This is a genomic window from Streptomyces sp. NPDC050759, from assembly GCF_044456945.1.
Taxonomy (GTDB): domain Bacteria; phylum Actinomycetota; class Actinomycetes; order Streptomycetales; family Streptomycetaceae; genus Streptomyces.
The window spans coordinates 692,209-715,931 of sequence record NZ_JBITGI010000002.1; the positions used below are offsets into that span (position 1 = coordinate 692,209).

The window sequence follows — 23,723 nt, forward strand, 5'->3', positions numbered from 1 at the left end:
ACCGGCGAACGCCCCTCACTTCACCAGCAGCGTGGTGGGATCGATCGGTTTCTTCAGCATCTTCTGTTTCTCCATGAGCTCGGTGACCCGGGCGATCTGTGTTCCGTCCATGGTGGCCGGGTACACAGGCAGGTCGATCTGCTGCGCCTGTTCCTTGGTGACCTTGGTGTACGTCGGCAGTACCTCCCGCACCAGGGACGGATCCGCGTCAGCGAGCTCGACGGCCGCCTTCAGGGCCCGTTGGAACCGGGCGAGGGCGTCGGCGTTCTTCCCGGCGAACCTCTCCGTCGTGATGTAACCACTGAGCGGGATCGACTCGACGGGGGCGGACGACCCGTCCACCAGCACCCTGGCCCCCGACTCGTCCTGGATGGAGCTGTCGAAGGGCTCGACCGCGTGGACGGCGTCGACCTGTCCCTTGTCCAGGGCGGCACCCATCTGCGGGAAGGGGATCTGCCGGTAGACGGGGCGGCCGACGCCCTGTTTCGCCAGGATCTCGTTGAAGGTCAGCGACTGGACGTTGTTGAGGACGTTGACGGCGAGCTTCTTGCCCGCGAGATCGGCGAGGGTCTTGATGTCCGAGTCCTTCGGCACCAGGACGTCCATCATGCGCGGCGCGGCCCTGATCGCCTCGGCGACGATGCGGATGTCGAGGGTGCCCTGGTCCTGGGCCTGGAAGTAGGTGACGTAGTTCGCGCTCGCGACCATGTCGATCTGGCCCTTGGACAGGGCGGGCAGCGCCTGGAGGCTCTGCTGGATCTGCTGGACGCGGACGTCGAGCCCTTCCTTCTTGAACAGCCCCCGGTTCTGGGCGATGTAGAGCATGGCGCAGTCGCTCAGGGGCAGCGCGGCCACCCTGACCGTCGTGCGCCCGCCGTCCGAGGACGTGGAGTCCCCGTCACCGCCGCAGGCCGTGAGCACCAGTGCGAGGGCGGCCGCGGCGGCCGCTGCCTTCCCGCTTCCCGAACGCCAAGGTCGTAACGTGAGTCCCCGCTTCATCCGGGCATGATGGCCGATCGATTGACATGATCACTACATCAAGGTCAGCCGAATTGTCACTCTTCGGAGAACGCCGGAAGGATCTCCTGCGCGACCCAGCCGAGCGCGTCGGGCAGCGCCTCGGTGGCCACCGGCAGCCACAGCGAGCAGGCGGTGAGCCCCGCTTCGGCCAGCTGCCCGAGCTCCTCGCGCACCTGCTCGGCGGTGGGATGCGCTCCGCCCAACGGACGCCGCCCGGGCGGTTGTACGGCGGCCTCGAACCCCGGCGGTACGAGCATCAGACCTTCCGTGAGCTCCAGGACCTTGGCCGGATCCCGCCCCGCCTTCTCCCCGAGCTCCGCCAACCGGCCCCGCACCTCGGCGACTCCGGCCGCGTCCAGCCCGGAGCCGTGCCACGCGTCGCCGTACCGCAGTGCCCGCCTGAGGGCCGCGTCGCTGTGGCCGCCGACCCACACGGGCGGCCCACCGGGTGTGCGCGGCCGCACTCCGAGCCGCATTTCGGCCTCGTCGCGCCACAACGTCCGTACGGTGTCCAGCTGTTCGTCGGCGCGCCTGCCCCGCCCGGTGAACGGCACCCCGGCGGCGGCGAACTCCGCGGTGTCCCAGCCGGTGCCGACGCCGAGCGTGAACCGGCCGCCGGACAGCCGGTCGAGCGTGGCCGTCTGGTGGGCGAGGACGACCGGCTGGTACAGGGGCAGGATCAGGACGCTGGTCACCAGCCGGATCCGGGTGGTCGCCCCGGCCACGGCGGACAGCAGGACCAGCGGATCCGGGGTCACTCCCACCGCTCCCGCCAGCAGATGACTGCTCGCGATGAGATGGTCGAAGCCCAACTCCTCGGCGGTACGGGCGGTTTCGAGGACACCGTCGAGCTCGTCCTCGTGTGCGGGCCACAGGCGGTGCGGTGCGACTCCCAGACGCATGGGGTGCGACTCCCTTGGGGTGAGGGGGCAGAGGGCGGTGCACCTGGGCCAACAAGGCGACGGTCTCCCCTCATCCCGCTGTGGACAGGCCCGAACGGCTCGTGTCGGACTTCATCAATCGGATCAAGTCCCTACGGGTCCGCGGGACATGAGAACCTGAAGACGGGAGAGGGGTTCGGACGTAGCCGTCGAGGTGTGTGCCGACAGGGGGTCCTCGGTGTTCGGGGCAGAGTTGTTCACCCAGACCGCTGCCGCCGCAGCGGGCACGATGGTCGGGCTGATGACCACGGATGCCTGGCAGGCGGCCAGGCATCGGCTCGCGCGGATCCTGCGACGGGAGGACGTGGAGCGGCTGGAGCGGGCGCGGGCGGAACTGGATGCCGCGCCGCCGGGGCGGCAGCAGATCATCCTGCGGGAGCAGCGGGACGATCTGGACACCACCCTGCGTGCTCTGCTGACCAGGGACCCCGCACTGTCCGGTCTGCTGACCGAGTTCGTCCAGGAGTTCTCCGGCTTCGCGCGCCCGGTCTTCATCCAGGTCCAGCAGCCACCGGCCCCGGTGGAGCCCGTCCGGGCCCCGGGTGCGCTGACCGTCGCGCCGCCGCTGGGCCGGCTCGACCGCCGGGTGCGGGGCCGTGAGCCGCTCCTGGACACGCTCAAACAGCTGGTGGGCAAGCCGACTTCGGGTGTGCGGGTGCTGCACGGCATGGGCGGGAGCGGGAAGACGACGGTCGCCCTGGAGATCGCCGCCCACGCCGCCGCGCTGAACGTCGACGTGTGGTGGGTGACGGCGAAGAACCCCGCCACGCTGAGTGCGGGGATGCGCGAGGTGGTGGCCGCGCTGGGCACGCCCGCGGACCTCATCGACCGTGCCTGGTCGGGGCGTTCGAGCGCGACCGACCTGCTGTGGCGGCGGCTGTGCGACACCGCGAGCCCCTGGCTGCTGGTGGTGGACAACGCCGACGAGCCCGAACACCTGGCGCCATACGGCCGGTTGGCCGAGGGCACGGGCTGGATCCGGCCCGCCGCGGAGCTGCCAGGGCTGGTGCTGATCACCAGCCGGGACAGCAGCCCGACGACCTGGGGGCCGTGGGCGACGCTGCACTCGGTGGACGCCCTGGAGGAGGACGACGCCACCGAGGTGCTGTGGGACCTCGCCGGGGAGCGGGCCGGTTCCCGTGAGGACGCCCGGCTGCTGACCCGGCGGCTCGGCGGGCTGCCGCTGGCGCTGCGCATCGCGGGCTCGCATCTCGCGGCGGCCTCGGCGTTCCCCGCGTGGCCGGGCACGACGACCGTGCGGACGTACGCCGACTACCGCGTGGCCCTCGACGAGCGCTTCACCGAACTCCTCGACGAGCGCCCGCCCGGGCGGCAGGGCAGCAACTACTCCGTCCCGGTGACCGGCACCTGGGAGCTGTCACTGGACCTCCTCGAGCGGCGGGGCATCGCCCAGGCCCGGCCGCTGATGCGGCTGCTGTGCTGTCTGGGCGAGGCGCCGGTGCCGCTGCTCGCCTTGTTACGCCCGGACCGGCTCGCGGACTCGTCGCTGCTGCCCGGCATCACACCTCAGGAGCTGTACACCGCGCTCACCTCGCTCGCCGACTTCGGTCTGGTCGAGCTGCACACCCCGCCCGGCGGGGACGACCACACCCGCACCCTGCTGATGCATCCGCTCGTCCGGGACGCCGGCCGGCTCCAGCGCGACCTCGCCGAGCACATGACGGAGTACGCGGCGGTCGTCGCCGACCTGGTCGTGTGCGCCACCGCCGAGCTGAGCGAGGACGACCCGCGCGACTGGCCGCGCTGGCGGCTGCTGCAGCCGCACTGCGACGCCCCGCTGGCCCTGATCGGCGACCCGTACGAGGCGGACGACGACCTCGTCTCGAAGGCGCTGCGGGCGGCGGCGGCCGGGGCCCGGCATCTGATCAAGAGAGGCTGGCTGGACAGGGCGGAGGAGGTACTGGGGGCGTGCGAGCCGGTGGTGCTCGCGTGCGGTCCGCGGGACCCCGACGCGCTCGAAGTACGGTCCGCCGCCGCCCACCTGCTCCATCTGCGCGGCCGGCTGCCGGCGGCCGAGTCGCTGCTGCGCACGGTCCTTGAGGACACCCGGGCCCTGTTCGGCGACGACGCCGGCGAGACCGCCGACGCCCGGTACGCCCTCGCGAACCTGCTCAACGGCCGGGGCCGTCCGGTCGAGGCGGCGACCGAGTACCGCGCGGTCCACGCCACGCGCCGGACCCTGCTGGGCGAGCGCGACCCCCGGACCCTCGCGGCCCGCAAGGGCGTGGCCTGGATGGCGCGCTACCGGGGGTTGCTCGCGGAGGCCGAGGAGGACTACCGCCTGCTCCTGGACGCCTATCGGGAGACGCTCGGCGCGAACCACCCCGACACCCTGGTCACCCGGCACGAGATGGCCCAGGTGCTGCACGAGCGCGGGATGTTCCGGCAGGCGGAGCAGGAACTGCGGGAGACGCTCCAGGTGTGCGCGGACGTCCTGGGCGAGCGTCACCCCAGCACCCTCGCCGTGCGCCACGACCTCGCGGACGTCCTGCGCGACCGCGGCCTGCTCGCGGAGGCCGAGCACGAGTTCCGTACGGTGCTCGGGCTGCGCGCCGACGCCTACGGCGAGGACCATCCGGAGACCGTGGCCGCCCGGCACGGCCTGGCCACCGTGCTGCGCGACCGGGGCTGGCCCACCGACGCGGAGACCGAGTTCCGGGAGGTCTTCGAGGTGCAGCGCAGGCTGCTCGGTGACATGCACCCGCACACCCTGGAGGTCCGCCACAACCTGGCCGACCTGCTGATGGAACGCGGTCAACTGCAGGCGGCCGAGGCGGAGTTCAGGGAGGTGTACGCGGCGCGCCGCGAGGTGCTCGGCGAGCAGCACCTGCTCACCCTCTCGGTCCGGCACGGCGCTGCGCACGTCCTGCATCTGCGGGGCCGTACCGAGAGGGCCGAGACCGAGTACCGCACAGTCCTGGCGGACTGCGTGGACACCCTCGGCCCCCGCCACCCGGGCACGCTCGCGGTCCGGCACAACCTGGCCGACCTGCTCAAGGACCAGGGCCGGTTCGCGGCGGCGGAACAGGAGTTCAGGGAGGTCTACGAGGCCCGGCGGACCGTACTGGGCGAACAGCACCTGCTGACCCTGTCCGTCCGGCACGGCGCGGCACACGTCCTGCATCTGCGCGGGCACGTCGAGCAGGCAGAGGCCGAGTACCGGACGGTGCTCGCGGACTGCGTGCGGACGCTGGGGCCACGGCATCCGGGGACCCTGGCGGTCCGGCACAACCTGGCCGACCTGCTCTGCCTCAAGGGTGAACTCACGGCGGCCCAGGCGGAGTTCACGGCGGTGCGGGAGACCTGTGAGGAGGTGCTGGGGCCACGGCACCCGCGGACCCTGGCCGCCCGGGACGCCCTCGCCCGGCTGCGTTCCAGGGAGGAGGATCAGGCGCCGAGCGATCCCGACTCGGCGACCGCCGGCTCGTAGCCCGGGAAACGGGCGGGGATCTGCCGCAGGTCCCACAGCGCGAGCGCCTTGTCGTCGTAGAAGTCGTCGGACTCGTCGTCGCCGATGACACGCAGTGGTTCGGGCAGGCCGAAGGGTTCCTTGCACAGGTCGATGGGGCGCCACCAGCCGGTGACGATGTCGGTGTTGGCAGGCGTCCGGGAGAAGGTCGTGGTGAGCAGATAGCGCGAACCGCTCTCCCGGAAACGGGTCAGCGCCTCCACCACATGCTGGTAGGAGAAGTGCACGAGGGCGTCCCGGCACACGATGAGATCGACGCACGGCACCGGCTGGGCCGTGAAGTCGAGCAGCTGGAACTCGCGCCCCGGACCGGGGTGGTCGGCGCGGTTGGCCGTGATGAGCTCCGTGACGACGTCCCCGCCGAGATAGGAGGCGCCGTGCAGGTCGACGTACTGCATCCAGTTGAAGTCCCCGCACGGCGCGTCCAGTACCGAGCGAACGCCCAAGTCCTTGATGAGGGCGCCGAGTTGACCGATGACCCGCTTCATGCGCTGCAGCTCGGAGCCCGGTCCGGAGCGGGTCTCGTCGGAACCCCAGCGGTTGGTGCGGTAGATGTCCGTGAACACGTCGTGCAGGTCGGCCTCGGCACCGGCGTCCGTGACGTCGACATAGCGCCGTGCGTCCACGTCGTAGACGGGCTCCCCAGGATTGCTCAGGTACCGCGGGGTCAATGACGTCCTCTTTCGCTGCCCGTCGGCGGGACGTATGGCAGCCCACCTGTACAGGTCGGCAGCATAACGCTCCTCACGTCCGGACCTGGATGAGCGCATGGGTCCCGCTGGTCCGCCAGCGCCGCCCCTCCGCGTCGACCAACGCGGCCTCCGTACGGCCGTCGAGCCCGGTGATCACATCGGACTTCAGGGTGCGCAGGGCGGCGACCGGACCCGGGAAGTACGCGGTCACGTCGGCGAAGGACGTGGTCGGCGCCCACCATCGGTCCCCCACCAGGCGCCGGTAGTTGAGGTCTCCCTTCAGGACCGTCAGCGCGGCCCCGCCGATCTCCGCACGGAGGTCGTCCGGCATGTCCGCGTACGGCAGCGGAGCGCAGGAGAAGGCATGCGCTCGAACAGTCAGCCGTCCGTCGGCCATGGCGTCCCACAACCGGCGCCCGTACTCCGCCGCCCGCCCGGGTGCCCGCACGAGCCGGCGCAGCGCGTCGACGACGTCGGCGGTGGTCGCGTCGGAGACGTAGTAGGGGGAGGGCTTCACGTGGAGAAGGACGCGCTCGATACGACCGTGTTCCAGGAGGTGAGCCAGCAGCAGCAGGTCGGGGATCAGCTCGCGTCCGGCGTTGTCGGCGATCAGGCACAGGGTGCCGGAACCGTCGAGCAGCGACCAGAGCCGGTCGCTGTCGTCGGCGACCAGATCCGGTACGGCGTCCCGCCTCTCGGCCTCTCCGTCGGAGAGCCGGAACCCGAGGTCGGCCCGGTTCCCCCACAACGATCCGTGCAGCAGGGCCGCCCCCTGCTCCTCGGCCGTCCGGGAGGCGAGCTCGTCCAGAGCGGCCAGCTCCTGGCCGGTCTCCTGGGAGTCGAGTTCGGCGAGCTTGGAGGGCCGGAAGGGGTCGATGCCACGCCAGGGCCCGTTTCCGAAGTAGCCCACGGCATCAAGGAGCCGCCGGTAGAAGTAGCTCTCGGACCACAGCCACGGCACGTCGAACCAGGACTGCCCGATGTAGTTGTCGATTCCCCACTCGCCCCACGCCCCGTCGGGGAGCGGTTCGATCACCCCTTCGGTGCAGTTGTCGAGCAGTGCGTCAAGTGCCCGGTGCTGCTCGGGACCGTAGGGAAAGGCCTCCCGCACCTGCCCGATGATGGCGGGGTGCCGCTCGGCGAGCACGCTGTACGGAAAGGACTCGGGGGCACTGCCGAGGATGACAGCCGCGCTGGGAGACATGCCCCGACTGTAGTCACCTGGGGGCGTGGGGCTGAGGCCCCCCACCGGCACCTGCCGGAACCGGGCTCATCCGCCCCGGGACTCCTGCTCCAGCTGGCTGACAAGAGCCAGATACCGCGCCCGCCGAGGCACCGGCACCAGCCCCCGGATCAGGACGTGCCACATCTCCGCGAGCCGCCGCGGCTGCCGCCCCACCGGCTCCAGATGCCGTCCCACCACCCGCGTCCCGACGAAGAAGGAGACAACGGAGTGCGCCACCGCGTCCACGTCGGTGTCCGGATGGAGGTCGGACTCCTTGACCGCGCCCAGCAGCTTCCCGGTGGCCAGGTCGAGCCACTCCGTGAACGGGTGCCGAAGCGGCGGCCGCACCTCGACCCCGCCCGTGGCCAGCCGGAGTCCGGCGCGGAGCACCGGCCCGTCGACCGACAACCGCGCTATCCCGAAGGTGATGCGGACCAGGGCCTCCATCGAGCTGTACCCGCGGGCGTCCACGTCCCCCGCCATCTGCCGCGACGTCCGTGACTGGATCTCCATGATCGCGTGCGCGAGATCGTCCTTCGCCGCGAAGTGGAAGTACAGCGCGCCCTTGGTGACTCGGGCGTGCTCGACGATGTCGCTGAGACTGGTCGATTCATAGCCACGACGGTCGAACAGATCGGCGGCGGCGGTGAGGATCGTCGCTCGGGTCTGTTCAGCGCGTAACTGCCTCGGCATCGACTGCACACTCCTGGTACGGAAAAGAACGGGTCATGCCGTTTGTTTCTGACTCCCTGTACAAGATAACTCACCCTGCGACGGCACCCACTCGGCACTCGAAGACCACCGATTCGCCTTGCAGCGCGACGACTTGTACGTCGTCGTCGCCCTCTGCGCTCACTTCCATCCAGACCGGCCGGTCGAGCTCCGCGTACTGGTGAAACGCGGCGTGGAAGGACACCGGCGCCCGGCCCTCGTCACCCCCGTGCGCCCGTACGGCCTGGCGGGCGGCCTCCAGGAGGAGCATGCCGGGGATGTGGTCCAGCGGGTGATCGAAGAAAACAGGATGTGCGGTATCGACATGGAGCCGCCAGCGCCCCGGGCGGGCCGCGGGTGACAGGAGGACGTCGGCGCGCAGGGCCCGCCCCACCGTGTCGGCCGGCAACAGCGTGGGGGGCGGCTGGGGCAGCCGCAGGGCGCCGACGTCGGCGGTCCGTCCCCCGCGCAGCCGGCGGTAGACGGACTCGTTCGTCCAGGTCACAGCGATACCGCCGGTCGCTATCCGTTCGCCGCCCAGGCGTACGACGGCGTCGTAGCGCAGTGCGGCCGGGCGGCCGGCGCGGCGGCGGACCTCTCCGACCGTGATGTCGACGACGGGCTCGGCGGGGGCGGCGCCGACCGCCAGGTGCTCGGGGCGGGTGTCGACACGCAGTTCCCGCAGGACGAACTGATGACCCAGCGGGACCTCGTACGCCGCGTGGGCGAGCAGCGCCCCGCACTGGCGGACCGTTTCTGCAACCAACAGCGGTTCATACGCCGAGCGATCCGGGGACACGTGTAACTGGTGGGTGCGCGGCCACTGGGCGGTGAGGGTGAACCGGTCGGCGTCCGTCCTGGTCCAGCCGGTGAGGAGGACCTCCGCGACGGCCACGCGGTGCACGAGTTCACGGGGGACGGTCGCCGTCAGCACCCCTGGTCCGGCCGGGATCCGCGTGAACTGCCGCAACTCTGGCATGTCTCCCCCTCGTTCCTCCGAAGCGATGACGGACGGCGAGGTGCCCGTGCCGGTGAGCGATAGAGTACGAGGGACTCCGGTCTGTTTTCAATGTGACCTGATCGAGACCGGACAGAATCCGAACTCGGCGCATGGGAGGGGTTCTTATGGCGAGACAGGAGCGCGCCATCAGGACACGCAGGACGATCGTGGAGGCCGCGGGCGCCGTCTTCGACGAGCACGGGTACGCCGCGAGCACCATCGCGATGGTGCTGGAGCGGGCCGAAGTCACCAAGGGTGCCCTGTATTTTCACTTCCCCTCCAAGGAGTCCCTGGCCCAGGCGGTGCTCGACGAGCAGTTGTCGCTGGGGGCCGTACCGCCGCATCCGTGCAAGGTGCAGGAGATCGTCGACATGACGTTCGTCTTCGGGCAGCGGCTGCGGACCAACTCCCTGCTGAAGGGGAGCGTCCGGCTGACCGTGGACCAGTGCGCCCCGCCCGGTGTCGATCACACGGGACCGTTCCGGCAGTGGAGCGAGCATCTGCTGACGATGCTGCAACAGGCCCGGGACCATGGGGAGTTGCTGCCGACGGTGCAGCCGCGGGACACGGCGGACCTGCTGGTGGGGGCGTTCGCCGGGGTTCAGCTGATGTCACGGGCACTTCACGGGCGGGAGGACCTCGGGCACCGGATCTCCGTCATGTGGGCTCACCTGCTGCCCAGCATCGCGGTGCCGGCACTGCTGATCGGTCTCGACAGCCGGCCCGACCGCGGGGCCCGTGTGCTGGCGTCGGTGGAGAGCGGTGAACTGGTGGGCGCCGAGGCGTGATCCCGGGTGCGGACCTGGCACGGACACCACGCAAGAGGGGCCGGCCGGTGCCCCATCCGCACCGGCCGGCCCATCCGTTCAGGGGCGTTCGCTCAGAAGGTCAGCTTCCAGCCGTTGAGCGTGCCCGTGTCCTGCGCCGCCGTGTCCTGGACGCGGAGCTTCCAGGTGCCGTTCGCCGTCTCGGAGGAGGCGTTCACGGTGTAGGTGGTGTTGACGTTGTCCGCGGAGTCCGAGGAGCTCGCCGGCTTCAGGCTGTACACCGTGCCGTCCGGGGCGACGAGGCTGATCGCCAGGTCACCGCGGTAGGTGTGAGTGATGTCGACGCCGACCTGGAGGGCCGAGGGGGCGTTGCCGCTGCGGCCGGTGACGGCGATGGAGGACTCGATCGCCGAGCCGTTGTCCGGGATGGCGACGGCGGTGGTGCTGGAGAAGGTCGTCCCCGTCGTCGTACCGCCGCCGCTCACGGCCGCGACCGTCTTCGCCGCGTCCGCCAGGCCCGCGCCGCAACCGCCCGAGCAGGCGCCCGGCAGCGGACGGGCGTTGTTCTTGATGGCGGTCTCGATCTGCGCCGGGGTCAGCGAGGAGTTCGCCGACTTCACCAACGCGACCAGGCCCGCGATGTGCGGGGTGGCCATGCTGGTGCCCTGGTAGTAGGCGTACGACTCCGAAGCGGGCGTGGACGCACCGGAGTTGAGGGTGGACAGGATGCCGTTGGCGGTGCCGGTGCTGGTCTGGCCGCCGGGCGCCGAGATGTCCACGAGGGAGCCGTAGTTGGAGTAGGAGGCCTTGGCGCCGGCGCGGTTGGTGGCGGCGACCGAGATGATGTTGTTGCAGTTGCCCGGCGAGTGGCCGGAGACGTTCTCGTTGTCGTTGCCGGCGGCCACGACGACGGTCGTGCCGCGCCCGACGGCGTTGTTGATGGCGGTCTGGGTCGCCGAGGTGCAGGCGCCGTCGCCGCCGAGGCTCATGTTGATGACCTTGGCGACATTGGTGTTGGCGGGCACGCCGGAGACGGTGCCGCCGGACGCCCAGGTGATGGCGTCGATGATGTCGGAGTCGTAGCCGCCGCACTTGCCGAGGACGCGCACCGGGGAGATCTTCGCGCCGTACGCGATGCCCGCGACACCCTTGCCGTTGCCCGTGACCGCCGCGATCGTGCCGGCGACGTGCGTGCCGTGCCAGGAGGAGCTGGAGGCGGGGATGCCCGAGCCGCACTCGTTGGCCGCGTAGTAGTCGCCGGGGTCGGCCGGGTTGCTGTCGCGGCCGTTGCCGTCGACGGAGACCGCGGTGTCGGAGATGAAGTCGTAGCCGGCGACGATGTTCGCGGCGAGGTCGGAGTGGGTGACGTAGCCCGTGTCGATGACGGCGACGGTGACGCCGCTGCCGGTCGACGTGGGCCAGGCACCCGGCACGTTCATACCGGCGGTGGACTCGTACAGGTCCCACTGCTTGGCGTACTCGGTGTCGTTCGGGTCGGCCTGCGGCGTGTTCAGGCGGTCCGGTACGACGTAGGCGACCTGCGGGTCCGCCGTGAACTCGGCGACGGCGTCGGCGACTTCGGCCTTGCCGGCGTCGGCGCCCAGATCGACGAGAGCGGCCCCGGTGCCGAGTCTGCGCTGGAAGTCGGCGTCCTTGGCGGCGGCGTCGGCCTCGGCGGCCTTGTTCGACGTGGCCTCGGCGGCACCGGTCTTGTAGCCGACGATGAGGCGCTCGGCCTGGACGCCGGGGGCGGCCTCGGTGAGCGCGGCCGGGACGGCGGCTTCCCGGGCGGGGGTGTCCTGGGCGACGGCGACGGCGACGGAGGCCGTGCCGACCGAGAGCAGGGCCGCGGAGACGGCGGCGGCGGATATCAGCTTCCGCCGGAGGTTGGGGGAGGTACGCAAGGGCTTGCCTTTCGTGGCCGTGCTCCGGGCAGCGCGGAGCGGCAGTCGAATCGCTTCGTCGGTGAAGCGGCGGGGGGTGAAGCCAGGAGCGCGGCGGCCGGCCACAGAGAGGCGCATGACCCGTTCGGGGTTACCTGTGGGTCAGCTGTGGTCGAACGATAGGCAAAGAGCTGGTCATGCGGATACAGGGGAAACCCTTGATCCGGACGAGAACGCACCCTCTACGGTGGCCGGTTGACCGACGGTGGCCACTTTGCCCGCCTCTGAGCCGAGGGGACGACCCGGCACCGATGAACACCTGAGGCCCGTTTCCCGTACTGCACGGAAGCCCGTAGTTCCCGCGCCGCCCGAGGAGGCGTTCCGGATGGCCCGGATGCCCTGGACCACCGCCCGTCGCACGAGTGCGGCGGTCGCCGCCCTGTCCCCGTTCCTGCTGACCGTGTTCGCGGCGGCGCCCGCGCAGGCCCACGGCGCTCCCACGGACCCGGTCAGCCGGGTCTTCGCCTGCTCCCCCGACGGCGACTCCTCGGGCACGGCCGCGTGCCGGGCCGCCGTGACGGCGAACGGCTCGCCCTTCACGGCGTGGGACAACCTGCGGGTCGCGAACGTGAACGGCCGGGACCGGCAGACGATCCCCGACGGCAAGCTGTGCAGCGGCGGCCTGCCCGCCTACCAGGGCCTCGACCTGGCCCGCTCCGACTGGCCGTCGACCCGCCTGTCCCCCGGCGCGACGCTGACCATGAAGTACGTCTCGACGATCCCGCACACCGGCACGTTCCGGATGTATCTCACCGAGCCCGGCTACGATCCGTCGAAGCCGCTGAAGTGGGCCGATCTGCCCGAGCAGCCGTTCGCTCAGGTGAAGGACCCGGCGCTGACGGACGGCGCGTACCGGATCAGGATGACGCTGCCGAAGGACCGGACGGGCCGACAGGTGCTGTACACGATCTGGCAGAACAGCAGTACGGCGGACACGTACTACTCGTGCTCGGACGTGGTGTTCCCGGCAGCCGCACCGAAGAACGAGGGCGGGGCGAGCGCCGCCGCGTCGCCGACCCGGTCGAAGGCGGCCGAGAAGCAGCCCGCGAAGAGTCCGGCGCCGACCACCGCCTCACCCACGCCGACACCTTCCGTGGCCCGTTCGGCGGGCGGTGTCGTCCCCGACTCCACTCCGGTGGCCGCCGACGCCGACCCGACCTCCGGGCCTTCCGCGCCCATGCTGGCGGGCGGCGCCGCCGCGGTGCTGGTGCTCACCGGGGGCGCCGCCCTGGCGCTTCGTCTGCGCCGACGCTGAACTACGCGGTTACGGAGCTCAGTTGACGTAGACCGCCTCGCCGCCCGCGGTCACCGGGCTGTACTTCGCGGTCCAGAAACCGCTGGCGGGGCACAGCGAGGAACCGGACGTCCGGGTGAACTGCTGGTTGGCGAACTTGATGCTGTTGTCGGTGTTGTCGGCCGTGCCGGACAGGCCGGACGCCGCCTGGTAGACACAGCTGACGCTGCCCAGCAGGGTGCGCAGCACGACGGTGGTCTGGATGGTGGAACCGCTCGCCGGGGTCACGGCGACGGAACCGTCGGAGGACACGGCGGTGGTGTACGGCAGGTTGTTCACCGTGATGCTGGTGACGCCCAGGACGCCGACCACGTTCGAGGTGCAGTTGCTGAAGGTCTGCCCGGTCAGGGACTCGGTGGCGGTGCCCGGGGCGGTCGGGTTGCCGTCGACCGTGGCGGTGAACGTGGAGGCCGTGCAGCTGATCCCGCTGGTGCCCGTCGAGCTGGAGTAGAGGGTCGCGGTGGTCCCCTCGGCCAGGGACGCGCTGATGGTGGTGCCCTCGGCGACGTTGGTGCCGCCGAGGCCGCCGGTGGTGAGCACCGCGATGTCGGCCGCGGCGGCGGGGGCGGACGCGGCCACGGCCACGGGAAGCGCGAAGGCGGCGGCAGCGGCGGTGAGGGAGAGCAGAGAACGCATACGCATGCGGGGTTGCCTCTTTCCTGAGGTGAGGGTGGGTGTGGGGGGCGCGGACGCAGGTCGGCGTCCGCCGTCGCCGACCCGTCACGCCTTCTCCGTACGTGACGGACCGGCAACGGCAGCCGGCCGGTGACCGGCCGGACACCCCATGGGGGAGGGCTCCGGACGGGCCGGGCGAGAGGTGGCGAGCCCGTACGGCCCAGGGGGGAAGCGGCCGTTTCGGGTGCCGTGGAGGGTCGGACTCGGACGGTGAAGAGCCCGTGAGGACAGATGGTCCGGGAATGCGGGCAGGTGCCGCCCGACGGCTTGGATCCGGCGCCACGGATCCTGGGGAAGCCAGGGAGAGTTGTAGACCTGATCATCCGTCAACGTCAAGGTGTGACAAGGGAGTTGATCATCGTTCCTCGATTTTTCCTGCCGGCGGGAACGTTGTTGATCACGACTGCCACATAATCAACACCCTTTACTCACAAGTTGCTTGACCCATGACCGTAACCGCCGGTAACTTCCGTGTCGCTACTGCGGAGTACTGAAAGCCCTTGCCGCCGCCGGGGGTTGGGAGGAGATGTGCGCCGCAGCCGCTGTCCGCGCCAGGACAACACGCCACTGAAGCCGTACATCCGCACGTGAGCCCCACTTGCGTTGACTATGTCCCTGGGAGCAGCACATGGCCTCGTCCGTCGGCACCATCTCCGAGACCCCCGAAAGCGGTTCCACCCCCGAAGCCTCCGACAGCCCCGTCAGACGCGGGCGGGTCCGGGCACGCCGGGCCGCGATCATGGCCGTGCCGGCCGTAGCGATCACCGCGGGTCTCGCGATCCTGACAGCCCAGGGTGCTCTGGGTGTCCAGTTCGCCATCTCCGGCATGCGCTTCACGGTCACCGCGACAGAGCTCAACGGCACCGGCTTCGAGCAGTTCGGCGGCCTCGACAACATGGCGGACAACAGCCCGAACGCCGGCGACACCGGCGGCCAGGTGCTGGTCGTGACCTCCGCCATCAAGAACGCGACGCTCACCAAGCTGTGCCAGAGCGTCGACCTCGGCGGCACCAACCTGCTCATCAAGGCGGGCGCCGGGGCGAAGAAGGTCGAGGCCACCGACCTGACCACGGACTCGACCGAGATGTCCGGTAACGCCTCCTTCGACAACATCGAGATCGGCAACGACGCCAGCACCCTCACCAAGGCGGGCGTGAAGGGCCCCATCGGCGTCTTCAGCCAGCAGGCCGACACCGTGCACATCGACGACCTGCGGCAGACCAACTACGCCACCACGGCAGGTGTGTTCAAGCTGCCCGGCCTCAAGCTCAGCTTCAGCGACACGGGTTGCTGATGGAGAGCCGGGAGCCGGTGAGCGGACACGAGCTCACGGTCGTCCAGCAGGACGCGTTCACCCGCTGGGTGTACGGACGCCCCTTCTTCGGCGGACTGTGGCTCACCCTGGGCGGGGCATGGACCCTGCTCACCATGAAGGCCTCGATGAAGGTCGTCCTGCATGTGGGGATGCAGGGGGTGGCGGGCTACCTCCTGCCGACCCTGATGGTGCTGCTGGGGCTGCTGATCCTCTTCAGTCCCGATCAGCGCCTGTTCTACTCGATCACCGGCGTCCTGATCTCCCTGGGCAGCTGGGTCACGTCGAACATGGGCGGCTTCATGGTCGGCCTCCTGCTGGGGGTCGCGGGGAGCGTCCTGACCTTCGGCTGGCTGCCCGACCAGGACCCGCGGGCGAGCCGCCACGAACGGCGCGGGCAGGCCCGGGAGGCGGAGCGGCCCGGTACGGATACCGACCCGGGGCAGCCCGCTCCCGCGGCCGACACGGCGCAGGCCGGGATGGCCTCCGGTACACCGCAGGCCGCCCAGTAGCCGGGCCCGCACCGACCGCACCCGTCCGTGGGTTCACGCACCGCCGCAGGAAACGCGCGCCCGCCCTCCCGGGGCCCGGACCGCGCAGGCACCGCCCGTCAGACGCCGGGCAGCCTGCGCGGTTCGACGCGTTCCTCGACCGCCGTCCCGCCGTCGCGCGTGACGACGTAGGCGCCCTTTCCCGGCACCTCGGTGACGGCCTCGACGAGTTCGGTGCCGCGGTAGACCAGTCCCACGCCGTCGTCCGTGCAGTGAGTGGCGGGCAGGGTGCCGTCCGCGACGAGCCGGTGGACCAGGGGGCGGCGGCCCGGGTCACTGTCGTAGTGCACGCCGTTGCCGTACGGCAGGAAGCCCAACGCGTCGGTGAGCGGCCGGAGTTCGGGGCCGTACGAGTCGGTCGTGCCGCCCTCGAACCAGCACAGGGAGCCCGCGCTGACCCCGCTGAGCACCACCCCGGCCTCCCAGGCCCTGCGCATCACGCGGTCGAGGCCGTGCACCCGCCACACGGCGAGCAGGTTCACCACCGAGCCGCCCATGACCCACACCACGTCCTGCTCCAGAACGGTGCCCTCGACGTCGTCCAGGTTGGGCATGGGGAAGAGCTGGAGCGGGGTGAGGTCGAAGCCGGCCACCCGGGCCGCCTCGTGCATCCGTGCCGTGAAGTGTTCGGCGTCCCCGATGGCCGTGCCGACGTACATCACGCGCGGCCTGCGGCCGTGCACGCCCGACAGGTCCACGGCGTGGTGCACCAGCGCGTGGAACGACACCATGGTGCGCCCACCGGTGCGGTGTCCTCCGGAGGTGGCGACGATGGTCGGTTCCGATCCCATTCACGTGATCCTAGCCAGCGGCCGCGCGAGCACAGGGCGAGGATCCCGGTGCTGAGCGGGAGGATCGTCGGCTGCGGGCCGGTGGGGGCTGGTCGCGCAGTTCCCCGCGCCCCTGGGTGGGTACGGTCGCCGTCGGTCATCTGCCGCAGCGGCGTACGCGAGCCGCCCCCGCCCTCAGGGCCGGACTCGCCGCCTTGAGATTCCCCCTCGCCCTCGTCCCGCATGGCCCTGCGAGCCGTGACGCGGGGGACGACGCGGGGCCATGAACACCACCCCGCTACCGCCACCTTGCCCTGCCCGCAGACGTGAAGATCATTACGATGCGGAACCGAGAAGTCGCTACAAGGGGCTGATCACTTGACTACCGGCGGTCACACGCGGTTGGCTCCTGGCCAGTGAAGGTTAAACCGGCCGACGCACCCGCGTTCGGCCACCCTTTCGCGTTCCGCCTGCTCGGCCGCACAGCGAGGTGCCGCACCCATGAACATTCCTCCCCCACCTCGGACTCCCAAGAGATCCCTGCGCGTGGCCGCCCTCGCCTCCGTAGCCCTCCTGCTGCTCGCCGGCTGCTCCGGCGTCGGCGGCGACTCCGCACTCGAGTCGGGCAGGGGCGCGGCGGCAGGGGCGGACGCCGCGGGGCTGAAGGTCGCCCTGATCACCCACGGCGGCGAGGGGGACGCCTACTGGGAGCTCGTGCAGAAGGGGGCCCAGGCCGCCGCCGCGAAGGATGATGTCGATCTGACGTACGCGAACGACTCCGACCCGGCCGGCCAGGCCCAGCTGGTGCGCGACGCGATCAGCGACCGGGTCGACGGCATCGCCGTCACCCTGGCCAAGCCGGCCGCGATGAAGGCACCGGTGGCCGCGGCGCGGGCGGCGGGCATCCCGGTCGTGGGCCTCAACTCCGGTATCGACGCCTGGAAGTCACAGGGGCTGCTGGAGTACTTCGGCCAGGACGAGAGCGTGGCCGGCGCCGCCGTCGGGGACAAGCTGAACGGCCTGAAGGTCAAGCACGCGCTGTGCGTCATCCACGAGCGGGGCAACGTCGCCCTGGAGGCACGGTGCGCCGGTGTGAAGAAGACGTTCCGCGGCGAGACCGAGAACCTGTACGTGGAGGGCACCGACCCCGAGGCCGTGGACACCGTGCTCACCGCCCGGCTGCGGCAGGACCCCGGCATCGACGAGGTCGTCACCCTCGGCGCGCAGTTCGCCCTGGACGCCGTGGGATCGGTGAAGTCGGCCGGCAGCAAAGCCCAGGTCGCCACCTTCGACCTCAACAACGACCTGGTCAAGGCGATCCGCGCCGGGAACGTACAGTTCGCGGTGGACCAGCAGCCGTATCTGCAGGGCTACCTCGCGGTGGACTCCCTGTGGCTGTACCGGACCAACGGCAACATCAGCGGGGGCGGCGTGGCTCCCGTCCTCACCGGGCCCGCGTTCGTCACCCGGACGAACGTCGCCGCGGTCGCGAGGTTCGCCGCGGCCGGCACGAGGTGACCTCCCTTCGGAACGACGACTCGCCTCCGAACACCCCACTCCGCTCTCCCTGACCGCCCAAGGACGACCATGCCCGACCGGACAGGTGCCCGGCGCCGCCTCGGCTCCATACGTCTCTCCCTCATCATGCTGGCGCTGGTGCCCAGCGTCACCCTCGCCGCCATGTGGGGCGTGACGACCACGCAGTTGTTCTCGGAGGGCCTACGACTGCGCTCGCAGACCGAGCTCAGCCGGTCGACCGGCGCGATGGGCACCGAGGCCACGCTCGCGCTGCAGGGGGAACGGGCGTTGTCCGCCGCGTGGCTGGCCAAGGTGCCCGGTTCCCGGGCCGCCCTGGACGAGAAACGCGCGGCCACCGACGCGGCGGTCGCCAAGCTCGTCCGGCAGTCCGACGAGATCCAGCAGGCGCCCGCGCGCATCGCCGACCAGCTGTACTCGGTCCTCGGCTCGGTGGGCAGCCTCGAGTACTACCGCGACCAGGTGGACCACCCCACCGACATCACCGCGCAGCAGGCCCTCGACCAGTACACGTCGATCATCGACGACCAGATACACGCCTTCCAGCAGCTCTCGCAGGTCGACGACGGCGACCTCACCTCACAGGCCGGGCCGCTCGTCGCCATCGAACACGCGGCGGAGCTGACCTCGCAGGAGGATGTGACGCTCACCCTGGCCTGGTCGTCCGGGCAGCTCGACGAGAAGGCCTGGGAGCAGTTCGTCCAGCTGGTGAACACGCGCCGGTGGCTCGTCGAGGACCAGATCGTGCCCGCGCTGAGCGGCACCGCGAAGACGCAGACCGAGCAGATCCTGGCGAGCCCGGACTGGCGGACCCTGACGGCCGTCGAGGACCAGGTGCTCGCCGCGCGTCCGGCCGCCGGGACGGGCCGGGTGGCCCTGCCGGACGTGCGGAAGCGGTGGACGCCGGCCATGGACAAGGTGTCCGTCCGCTACACCGCGCTGATCCGGCAGCAGACGTCCGGGCTGCTCTCGCGCAGCGCGGACAAGGCGCACGAGCAGGTGCTGACGGCGGCCTCGCTCAGTGCCGGCGGGCTCATCGCGCTGCTGCTGTGCCTCGTCATGTCCTGGCGGATCACCCGTTCGCTGTCCCGGCGGCTGCGCGGCCTGCGGGAGGCCACCCTGAGCCTGGCCCAGGAGCGGCTGCCGGACGTGGTCGCACGGCTGGACCGGGGCGAGAAGGTCGATGTGGATCGGGCCGCACCGGAGTTGGACTACGGCCCGGACGAACTGGGGCAGGTGGCCAAGGCGTTCAACGCCGCTCAGCGCACGGCTGTGATGACCGCCGTCGAACTCGCCGACACCCGGCGGGGATTCCAGAAGGTGATCCTCGGGATCGCGCGGCAGAGCCAGAACCTGGTCAACCTCCAGCTCAGCCGGCTGGACACGCTGGAGCGCGAGCACCAGGACCCGGACGTGCTGTCGGGGCTGTACGAACTGGACTCCACGGCCAGCCAGTTGCGGCGGTACGAGGAGAACCTGGTCATCATCAGCGGCGGGCAGCCGCGGCGCAGCTGGACCGAGCCGGTCGCGCTGATCGACATCCTGCGCAGTGCGGTGGGTGAGGTCGCCGAGTACCAGCGGGTGGAGGTGCACACGGAGGAGGAGGTCTGCCTGGCCCCGCCCGCGGTCGCGGACGTGATCCACCTCCTGGCCGAGCTCATCGAGAACGCCACGCTGTACTCCCCCGCGCCGAGTCCCGTCTCGGTACGGGCGGGCCTGGTCGCCAAGGGTCTTGCCGTCGAGGTCGAGGACCGGGGCCTTGGCATGTCGGAGGACGAGTACGCCTCCTTCAACGCCCACTTGGCCCAGGCCCCCAAGTTCGACGTCGTCGCCCTCGCCGACGACCTCCGCCTGGGCATGTTCGTCATCGCCCGCCTCGCCAACCGCCACGGCGTCCAGGTGACGCTGCGGTCCTCGCCGTACGGCGGAACGACGGCGATCGTCCTCCTCCCGCACGAGATCGTCGTACGGGAGGAGGACGCGCCGCAGGACCTGGTCGGAGCCGTCGCCCCGGCGGCTTCGGGGAGATCGGCCGGTGTGGGGGCGACGCCGGGGCCGGGACGTGTGGAGAGTACGTCCGACGGGGACCGCTCGGCGGACTCCGGGAGCACAAGCCCCTTGGCACGTACGGCGCTTGGTGCGGATGCAAGGGGGCCGGCGAGCACGGCCCGCGCGACGGGGTCCGCGGAGGCGGCAGACCCGACCGGTGCGTCGGCCACCGCCGACTCGGGCCACCCGACCGGCGTGCCGGGGGCCACGGACGCCGCCCGCCCGGACGGGCTCACGCCTCTGCCCCGGCGGGTGCCGCAGACCAGTCTGGCCGTCGAGCTGAGGGAGGACGCCCCGGCCGTCGGCGAGGAGGAGGACGCCGCCGAGTTCACCGCGGACCACGCTGCCTCCTCGCTCGCCGGATTCCAGCTCGGTACGCTCCGCGCCCGGGACGAGGAAGACCTCCTCGACACCCCGGAGAACGCCACCCCGGCGGCCGGCACCGAGACCGACCCGCTCGGCACCCCCGAGGACGGGTTGCCCGACGCCCCGGCGAACTCTGCCCTCGCCGGGGAAACCCCGCCCGGCACCCTCGGGGACACGCCCTCCGCCGACCGGAACAGTCCGCCCCGTGCTCCGGGCAACCCGGACGCTGCCAAGGACACTCCCGCCGTCGAACCCCTGCGTGGCACCCCGGAAGAAACGGCCCCCGCCGACGACCACCCGCCCGGCACCCCCGAAAAAGAAGCCGCCCCCGCCGACCGGGAAGAGCCGGCCGGTGCCGCCGCGCAGCCGGACCCCGCCGAGGCCGCACCCCCCGGTGCCCCGCAGGACGCGGCCGTCACCGCCCGTAGTCCCCGTATCGATCGCTCATGAAGGACACGCCATGACACGCCCCACCCCCGCCACGCACACCCAGCTGGACCAGCTGCTGACCGGACTCGTGGAGCGGGTCGCCGACGTGACGCAGGCTGTCGTGCTCTCGGAGGACGGGCTGGTCGTCAGCAAGTCCACCGGGTTCCTGCGCGACGACGCCGAGCGGCTGGCGGCGACCGCGTCCGGGCTGATGAGCCTGAGCAAGGGCGTCAGCATGGACTTCCGGGGCGGCCCGGTGCGCCAGGCGCTCATCGAGATGGCCAACAGCTTCCTGATCCTCACCTCCGCGGGGCCCGGCGCCCACCTCGTCGTGCTCACCGGGCCGAACGCCGACGTCGGCGTCGTGGCGTACCAGATGAACATGCTGGTGAAGAAGATCGGCGAGCACCTCAGCGCGGCACCACGGGCCGGCATCGGCCCCACCGGCGGGTGAGGTGACCGACAGCGACGCGGCGGCCAGACTGGTGCGACCGTTCGCCCTGACCGGCGGAAGGACGCGGCCCAGCCGTGCCGATTTCACCCTCATCACGACGGTGACCGCGGTGGATCCGCCACCGGAACTCGCCCCTCGCCCGCAGGCCGAGCAGACCCGCATCCTGCGCCGGTGCGCCCGCCCGGTCGCCGTGGCGGAGCTGGCCGCGCTGCTCGACCTCCCGGTCAGTGTGGTCGTGATCATGCTCTGCGATCTGCTGGAGGCGGGCCTCATCACCGCGCACCCGCCACGTCCCGTCTCGCCCCGCACCCCGGACCTGGACCTGTTGCAGAAAGTGAGGGAAGGCCTTGGCCGGCTCTGACCCGCTCGCCACCGAGACAGCCGGTACTCCCACCGCACCGGACACCGTCAAGATCCTCATCGCCGGGGGCTTCGGGGTCGGCAAGACCACCATGGTCGGGTCGGTCAGCGAGATCACCCCGCTGCGCACGGAGGAACCCCTCACCGTCGCCGGCCTGGGCGTCGACGACCTCGCCGGGATCGAGCAGAAGCGGGCCACCACCGTGGCCATGGACTTCGGCCGGATCACCATCAACGACGAACTCGTGCTCTACCTCTTCGGCACGCCGGGCCAGCAGCGGTTCTGGTTCATGTGGAACGACCTCGCCGTCGGCGCCCTGGGCGCGGTCGTCCTCATCGACGTCCGGCGCCCGGAGTCGAGCTTCGCCGCGGTGGACTTCTTCGAACGCCGCCGCATCCCCTTCGTCGTCGCCGTGAACGGCTTCGACGGCCGGCACCCGTACCCGGCCGAGGACATCAGGGAGTCCCTCGCCCTCCCGGAGGGCGTCCCGGTGCTGCTGTGCGACGCACGGCGACGCGAGTCGTCCCGGGACGTGCTGATCGCCCTCCTTGACCTGCTGATCGCCGCGGCGGTCGACTAGGGCCTGTCGCTCCTCACTCGTCCGGCCCGGTCAACTCCTCGTCCGAGGACGGGATCAGCCGGGCCCCGAGGTCCGGGTCGGGCATCTCGCGGTCGAAGGGGAACATCGGCCGGCGGATACGCCGGTGGCCGAGGCGCGGCAGGTCCTGGTCGACGCCGCCCGGGGTGAGGGCCATCTTCCAGTCGGCGGCCATCGCGAACAGCTCGGGCTCCAGATACCCGATCTTGACGAGAACGAGATCCGCCTCGCGCGGCGCCAACGCCAGGTCGGTGAAGTCGTGTTCACAGTGGTACGGCTTTCTCAGCCGCGTCAGGATCACGTACACGCTTCCCACCCGCAGCACCGCCTCGGTCACCGCGTGCCGGTCACCGTGCCGGATCGCGTGGACCACACCGGTCAGCGTGAGCGGGCCCGCGTGACGGTCGTCGACCTCGGCACCCGCGGTCACGGTGACCGTGGCACCGACGCCGGCCCGTACGGCCGTGTCGACGGCGGCCGGGCCCGGGAGCGAGGCGTAGATGACCACCGGGCCCGAGGGATCCATGAACTCCGGCCGGGCCAGCACCTGTTGGAGGCCCCAGGTGACATCACCGGCGCCGCCGGCTGTCGGGTTGTCGCCGGTGTCGCTGATGAAGTACGGCCGTTTACGCGAGGCCAGCGCCGCGTCCAGGCACTCCTCGAGCGTGCCGGTCGGGGCGACGAAGCCGAAGTCGTGGCGGGCCTTCCAGAAGCCGCGGGCGAGCCGTTCGGCACCGGTCGTCACCGCGTCCGCGGAGGAGCCCGTGACGACGACCGCGGCCCGGTTGCGGGGCTCGTCCGCCCACGCGTAGCCGACCCAGATCGCCGCGTCCGTCACTCCGTCGGTCGCCTCCACCTCCGCCACGGCGGCGTAGACGCTCTTCGCCGGCTCGATCCGGGTGGAGGTCTGCTCACCGGCCAGGAGTACGGGGACCGGGATCCAGGCCTTGACCGGGCGGGTGGCGCCGCTGGTGAGGTGGTTCACGAGGTTGCGGGCGGCCCGCTCCTTCGTCTCCATCGCGTCCTCGTGCGGGGCCATGCGGTAACAGGTGATCAGGTCGGTGCGGTGGGCGAGTTCCCGCGAGACGTTGCCGTGCAGGTCCATGGAGGCGGAGATGATCGTGTCGGGGCCGGTGATCTCCCTTATGCGGTGCAGGAGTTCGGCTTCGGCGTCGTCCAGGCCCTCTACGGTCATCGCGCCGTGGATGTCGTACCAGAGGCCGTCTACGGGGCCCAGTCCCCGGAGACGGTCGAGTAGTTCACGGGTCAGTTCGGCGTAGGCGGCCGCCGTCACCGTACCGCCGGGCAGTGCCTTGCCGACGAGGGCGCCTCGCCAGTCCGCGGCCTCGCGCAACGGCTGACCCGGGGCCAGGAAGGGGTAGCGGGTGAGGACGTCGTCGCCGCGCAGGGGGTGGAAGGCGAGGGCATCCGTGCGTGCCGGGGAGAAGGTCGAGGATTCGATGCCGAGGCCTGCGACGGCGATTACGGGGCGGGATGAAGGCACGGTTGCTCCAGGTCCGTTGTTGTCTGCGAGTTCGT

The 23,723-nt window shown here is 71.2% G+C and carries 20 protein-coding genes; 10 read left to right on the forward strand and 10 right to left on the reverse strand.

Annotated elements, in window-relative coordinates:
• Positions 1-15: 15 nt before the first annotated feature.
• Together ACIBJB_RS08940 and ACIBJB_RS08945 are read right to left on the reverse strand one after the other, a co-directional pair.
• Positions 16-999, reverse strand: a complete 984-nt coding sequence (locus ACIBJB_RS08940; protein ID WP_398928028.1) for an ABC transporter substrate-binding protein — start codon at positions 997-999, stop codon at positions 16-18.
• A gap of 56 nt (positions 1,000-1,055) precedes the next feature.
• Positions 1,056-1,922, reverse strand: coding sequence for a TIGR03619 family F420-dependent LLM class oxidoreductase (locus ACIBJB_RS08945; protein WP_398928030.1), 867 nt, complete (start codon positions 1,920-1,922; stop codon positions 1,056-1,058).
• 280 nt (positions 1,923-2,202) lie between these two features.
• Between ACIBJB_RS08945 and ACIBJB_RS08950 the strand changes: the two genes are divergently transcribed.
• Positions 2,203-5,412: a tetratricopeptide repeat protein gene (locus tag ACIBJB_RS08950; RefSeq protein WP_398928032.1), complete on the forward strand. Its 3,210-nt coding sequence runs from the start codon at positions 2,203-2,205 to the stop codon at positions 5,410-5,412.
• On the opposite strand, the gene ACIBJB_RS08955 is transcribed toward ACIBJB_RS08950, so the two are convergent.
• The 4 genes from ACIBJB_RS08955 to ACIBJB_RS08970 form a co-directional block, all read right to left on the reverse strand.
• A complete protein-coding gene (locus ACIBJB_RS08955; RefSeq protein ID WP_398928034.1) occupies positions 5,370-6,122 on the reverse strand; it encodes a class I SAM-dependent methyltransferase in 753 nt (250 codons plus the stop codon). The genes ACIBJB_RS08950 and ACIBJB_RS08955 overlap by 43 nt on opposite strands.
• A 73-nt stretch (positions 6,123-6,195) precedes the next feature.
• Positions 6,196-7,347, reverse strand: a complete 1,152-nt coding sequence (locus ACIBJB_RS08960) for a damage-control phosphatase ARMT1 family protein (protein WP_398928036.1) — start codon at positions 7,345-7,347, stop codon at positions 6,196-6,198.
• Between the two features lie 66 nt (positions 7,348-7,413).
• Positions 7,414-8,061: a ScbR family autoregulator-binding transcription factor gene (locus tag ACIBJB_RS08965; protein WP_398928039.1), complete on the reverse strand. Its 648-nt coding sequence runs from the start codon at positions 8,059-8,061 to the stop codon at positions 7,414-7,416.
• A gap of 70 nt (positions 8,062-8,131) precedes the next feature.
• The gene (locus ACIBJB_RS08970) at positions 8,132-9,058 is read right to left on the reverse strand and encodes a ScbA/BarX family gamma-butyrolactone biosynthesis protein (protein ID WP_398928041.1); all 927 of its coding nucleotides are present in this window, start codon (positions 9,056-9,058) and stop codon (positions 8,132-8,134) included.
• A gap of 146 nt (positions 9,059-9,204) precedes the next feature.
• Between ACIBJB_RS08970 and ACIBJB_RS08975 the strand changes: the two genes are divergently transcribed.
• Positions 9,205-9,867: a ScbR family autoregulator-binding transcription factor gene (locus ACIBJB_RS08975; RefSeq protein ID WP_398928043.1), complete on the forward strand. Its 663-nt coding sequence runs from the start codon at positions 9,205-9,207 to the stop codon at positions 9,865-9,867.
• Between the two features lie 92 nt (positions 9,868-9,959).
• On the opposite strand, the gene ACIBJB_RS08980 is transcribed toward ACIBJB_RS08975, so the two are convergent.
• Entirely contained in the window at positions 9,960-11,750 is a 1,791-nt protein-coding gene (locus ACIBJB_RS08980) for a S8 family peptidase (protein WP_398928045.1), read from the reverse strand.
• Between the two features lie 364 nt (positions 11,751-12,114).
• On the opposite strand from ACIBJB_RS08980, the gene ACIBJB_RS08985 reads away from it, so the two are divergent.
• The gene (locus ACIBJB_RS08985; protein WP_398928047.1) at positions 12,115-13,044 is read left to right on the forward strand and encodes a lytic polysaccharide monooxygenase; all 930 of its coding nucleotides are present in this window, start codon (positions 12,115-12,117) and stop codon (positions 13,042-13,044) included.
• 18 nt (positions 13,045-13,062) lie between these two features.
• On the opposite strand, the gene ACIBJB_RS08990 is transcribed toward ACIBJB_RS08985, so the two are convergent.
• Complete coding sequence (locus ACIBJB_RS08990; protein ID WP_398928049.1) at positions 13,063-13,725, reverse strand: Tat pathway signal sequence domain protein; 663 nt, start codon at positions 13,723-13,725, stop codon at positions 13,063-13,065.
• A gap of 661 nt (positions 13,726-14,386) precedes the next feature.
• On the opposite strand from ACIBJB_RS08990, the gene ACIBJB_RS08995 reads away from it, so the two are divergent.
• Positions 14,387-15,052 (forward strand): DUF6230 family protein, encoded by a 666-nt coding sequence (locus ACIBJB_RS08995; RefSeq protein ID WP_398928051.1) that lies wholly within the window; start codon positions 14,387-14,389, stop codon positions 15,050-15,052.
• Complete coding sequence (locus ACIBJB_RS09000) at positions 15,052-15,582, forward strand: DUF6114 domain-containing protein (protein ID WP_398928053.1); 531 nt, start codon at positions 15,052-15,054, stop codon at positions 15,580-15,582. Before ACIBJB_RS08995 ends, ACIBJB_RS09000 begins: the two co-directional genes overlap by 1 nt.
• Positions 15,583-15,680: 98 nt before the next feature.
• Here the strand turns inward: ACIBJB_RS09000 and ACIBJB_RS09005 are convergent, their stop codons facing one another.
• Entirely contained in the window at positions 15,681-16,412 is a 732-nt protein-coding gene (locus ACIBJB_RS09005) for a Type 1 glutamine amidotransferase-like domain-containing protein (protein WP_398928055.1), read from the reverse strand.
• 480 nt (positions 16,413-16,892) lie between these two features.
• On the opposite strand from ACIBJB_RS09005, the gene ACIBJB_RS09010 reads away from it, so the two are divergent.
• The 5 genes from ACIBJB_RS09010 to ACIBJB_RS09030 all read left to right on the forward strand — a co-directional run bounded on the left by ACIBJB_RS09010 (position 16,893) and on the right by ACIBJB_RS09030 (position 22,166).
• Positions 16,893-17,909 carry a substrate-binding domain-containing protein gene (locus ACIBJB_RS09010; RefSeq protein ID WP_398928057.1) on the forward strand — a complete coding sequence of 339 codons (1,017 nt, stop codon included), beginning with the start codon at positions 16,893-16,895 and terminating at the stop codon, positions 17,907-17,909.
• Positions 17,910-17,978: 69 nt separating this feature from the next.
• Positions 17,979-20,792, forward strand: a complete 2,814-nt coding sequence (locus tag ACIBJB_RS09015; protein ID WP_398928059.1) for a nitrate- and nitrite sensing domain-containing protein — start codon at positions 17,979-17,981, stop codon at positions 20,790-20,792.
• 10 nt (positions 20,793-20,802) lie between these two features.
• Positions 20,803-21,225 (forward strand): roadblock/LC7 domain-containing protein, encoded by a 423-nt coding sequence (locus ACIBJB_RS09020; protein ID WP_030313681.1) that lies wholly within the window; start codon positions 20,803-20,805, stop codon positions 21,223-21,225.
• Between the two features lies 1 nt (position 21,226).
• A complete protein-coding gene (locus tag ACIBJB_RS09025; protein WP_266558003.1) occupies positions 21,227-21,586 on the forward strand; it encodes a DUF742 domain-containing protein in 360 nt (119 codons plus the stop codon).
• Positions 21,573-22,166, forward strand: a complete 594-nt coding sequence (locus ACIBJB_RS09030; protein ID WP_398928062.1) for a GTP-binding protein — start codon at positions 21,573-21,575, stop codon at positions 22,164-22,166. The genes ACIBJB_RS09025 and ACIBJB_RS09030 overlap by 14 nt, the downstream gene beginning before the upstream one ends.
• A 13-nt stretch (positions 22,167-22,179) precedes the next feature.
• Here ACIBJB_RS09030 and ACIBJB_RS09035 read toward each other — a convergent pair whose 3' ends face one another.
• The gene (locus ACIBJB_RS09035) at positions 22,180-23,688 is read right to left on the reverse strand and encodes a M81 family metallopeptidase (protein ID WP_398928064.1); all 1,509 of its coding nucleotides are present in this window, start codon (positions 23,686-23,688) and stop codon (positions 22,180-22,182) included.
• Positions 23,689-23,723 lie beyond the last annotated feature (35 nt).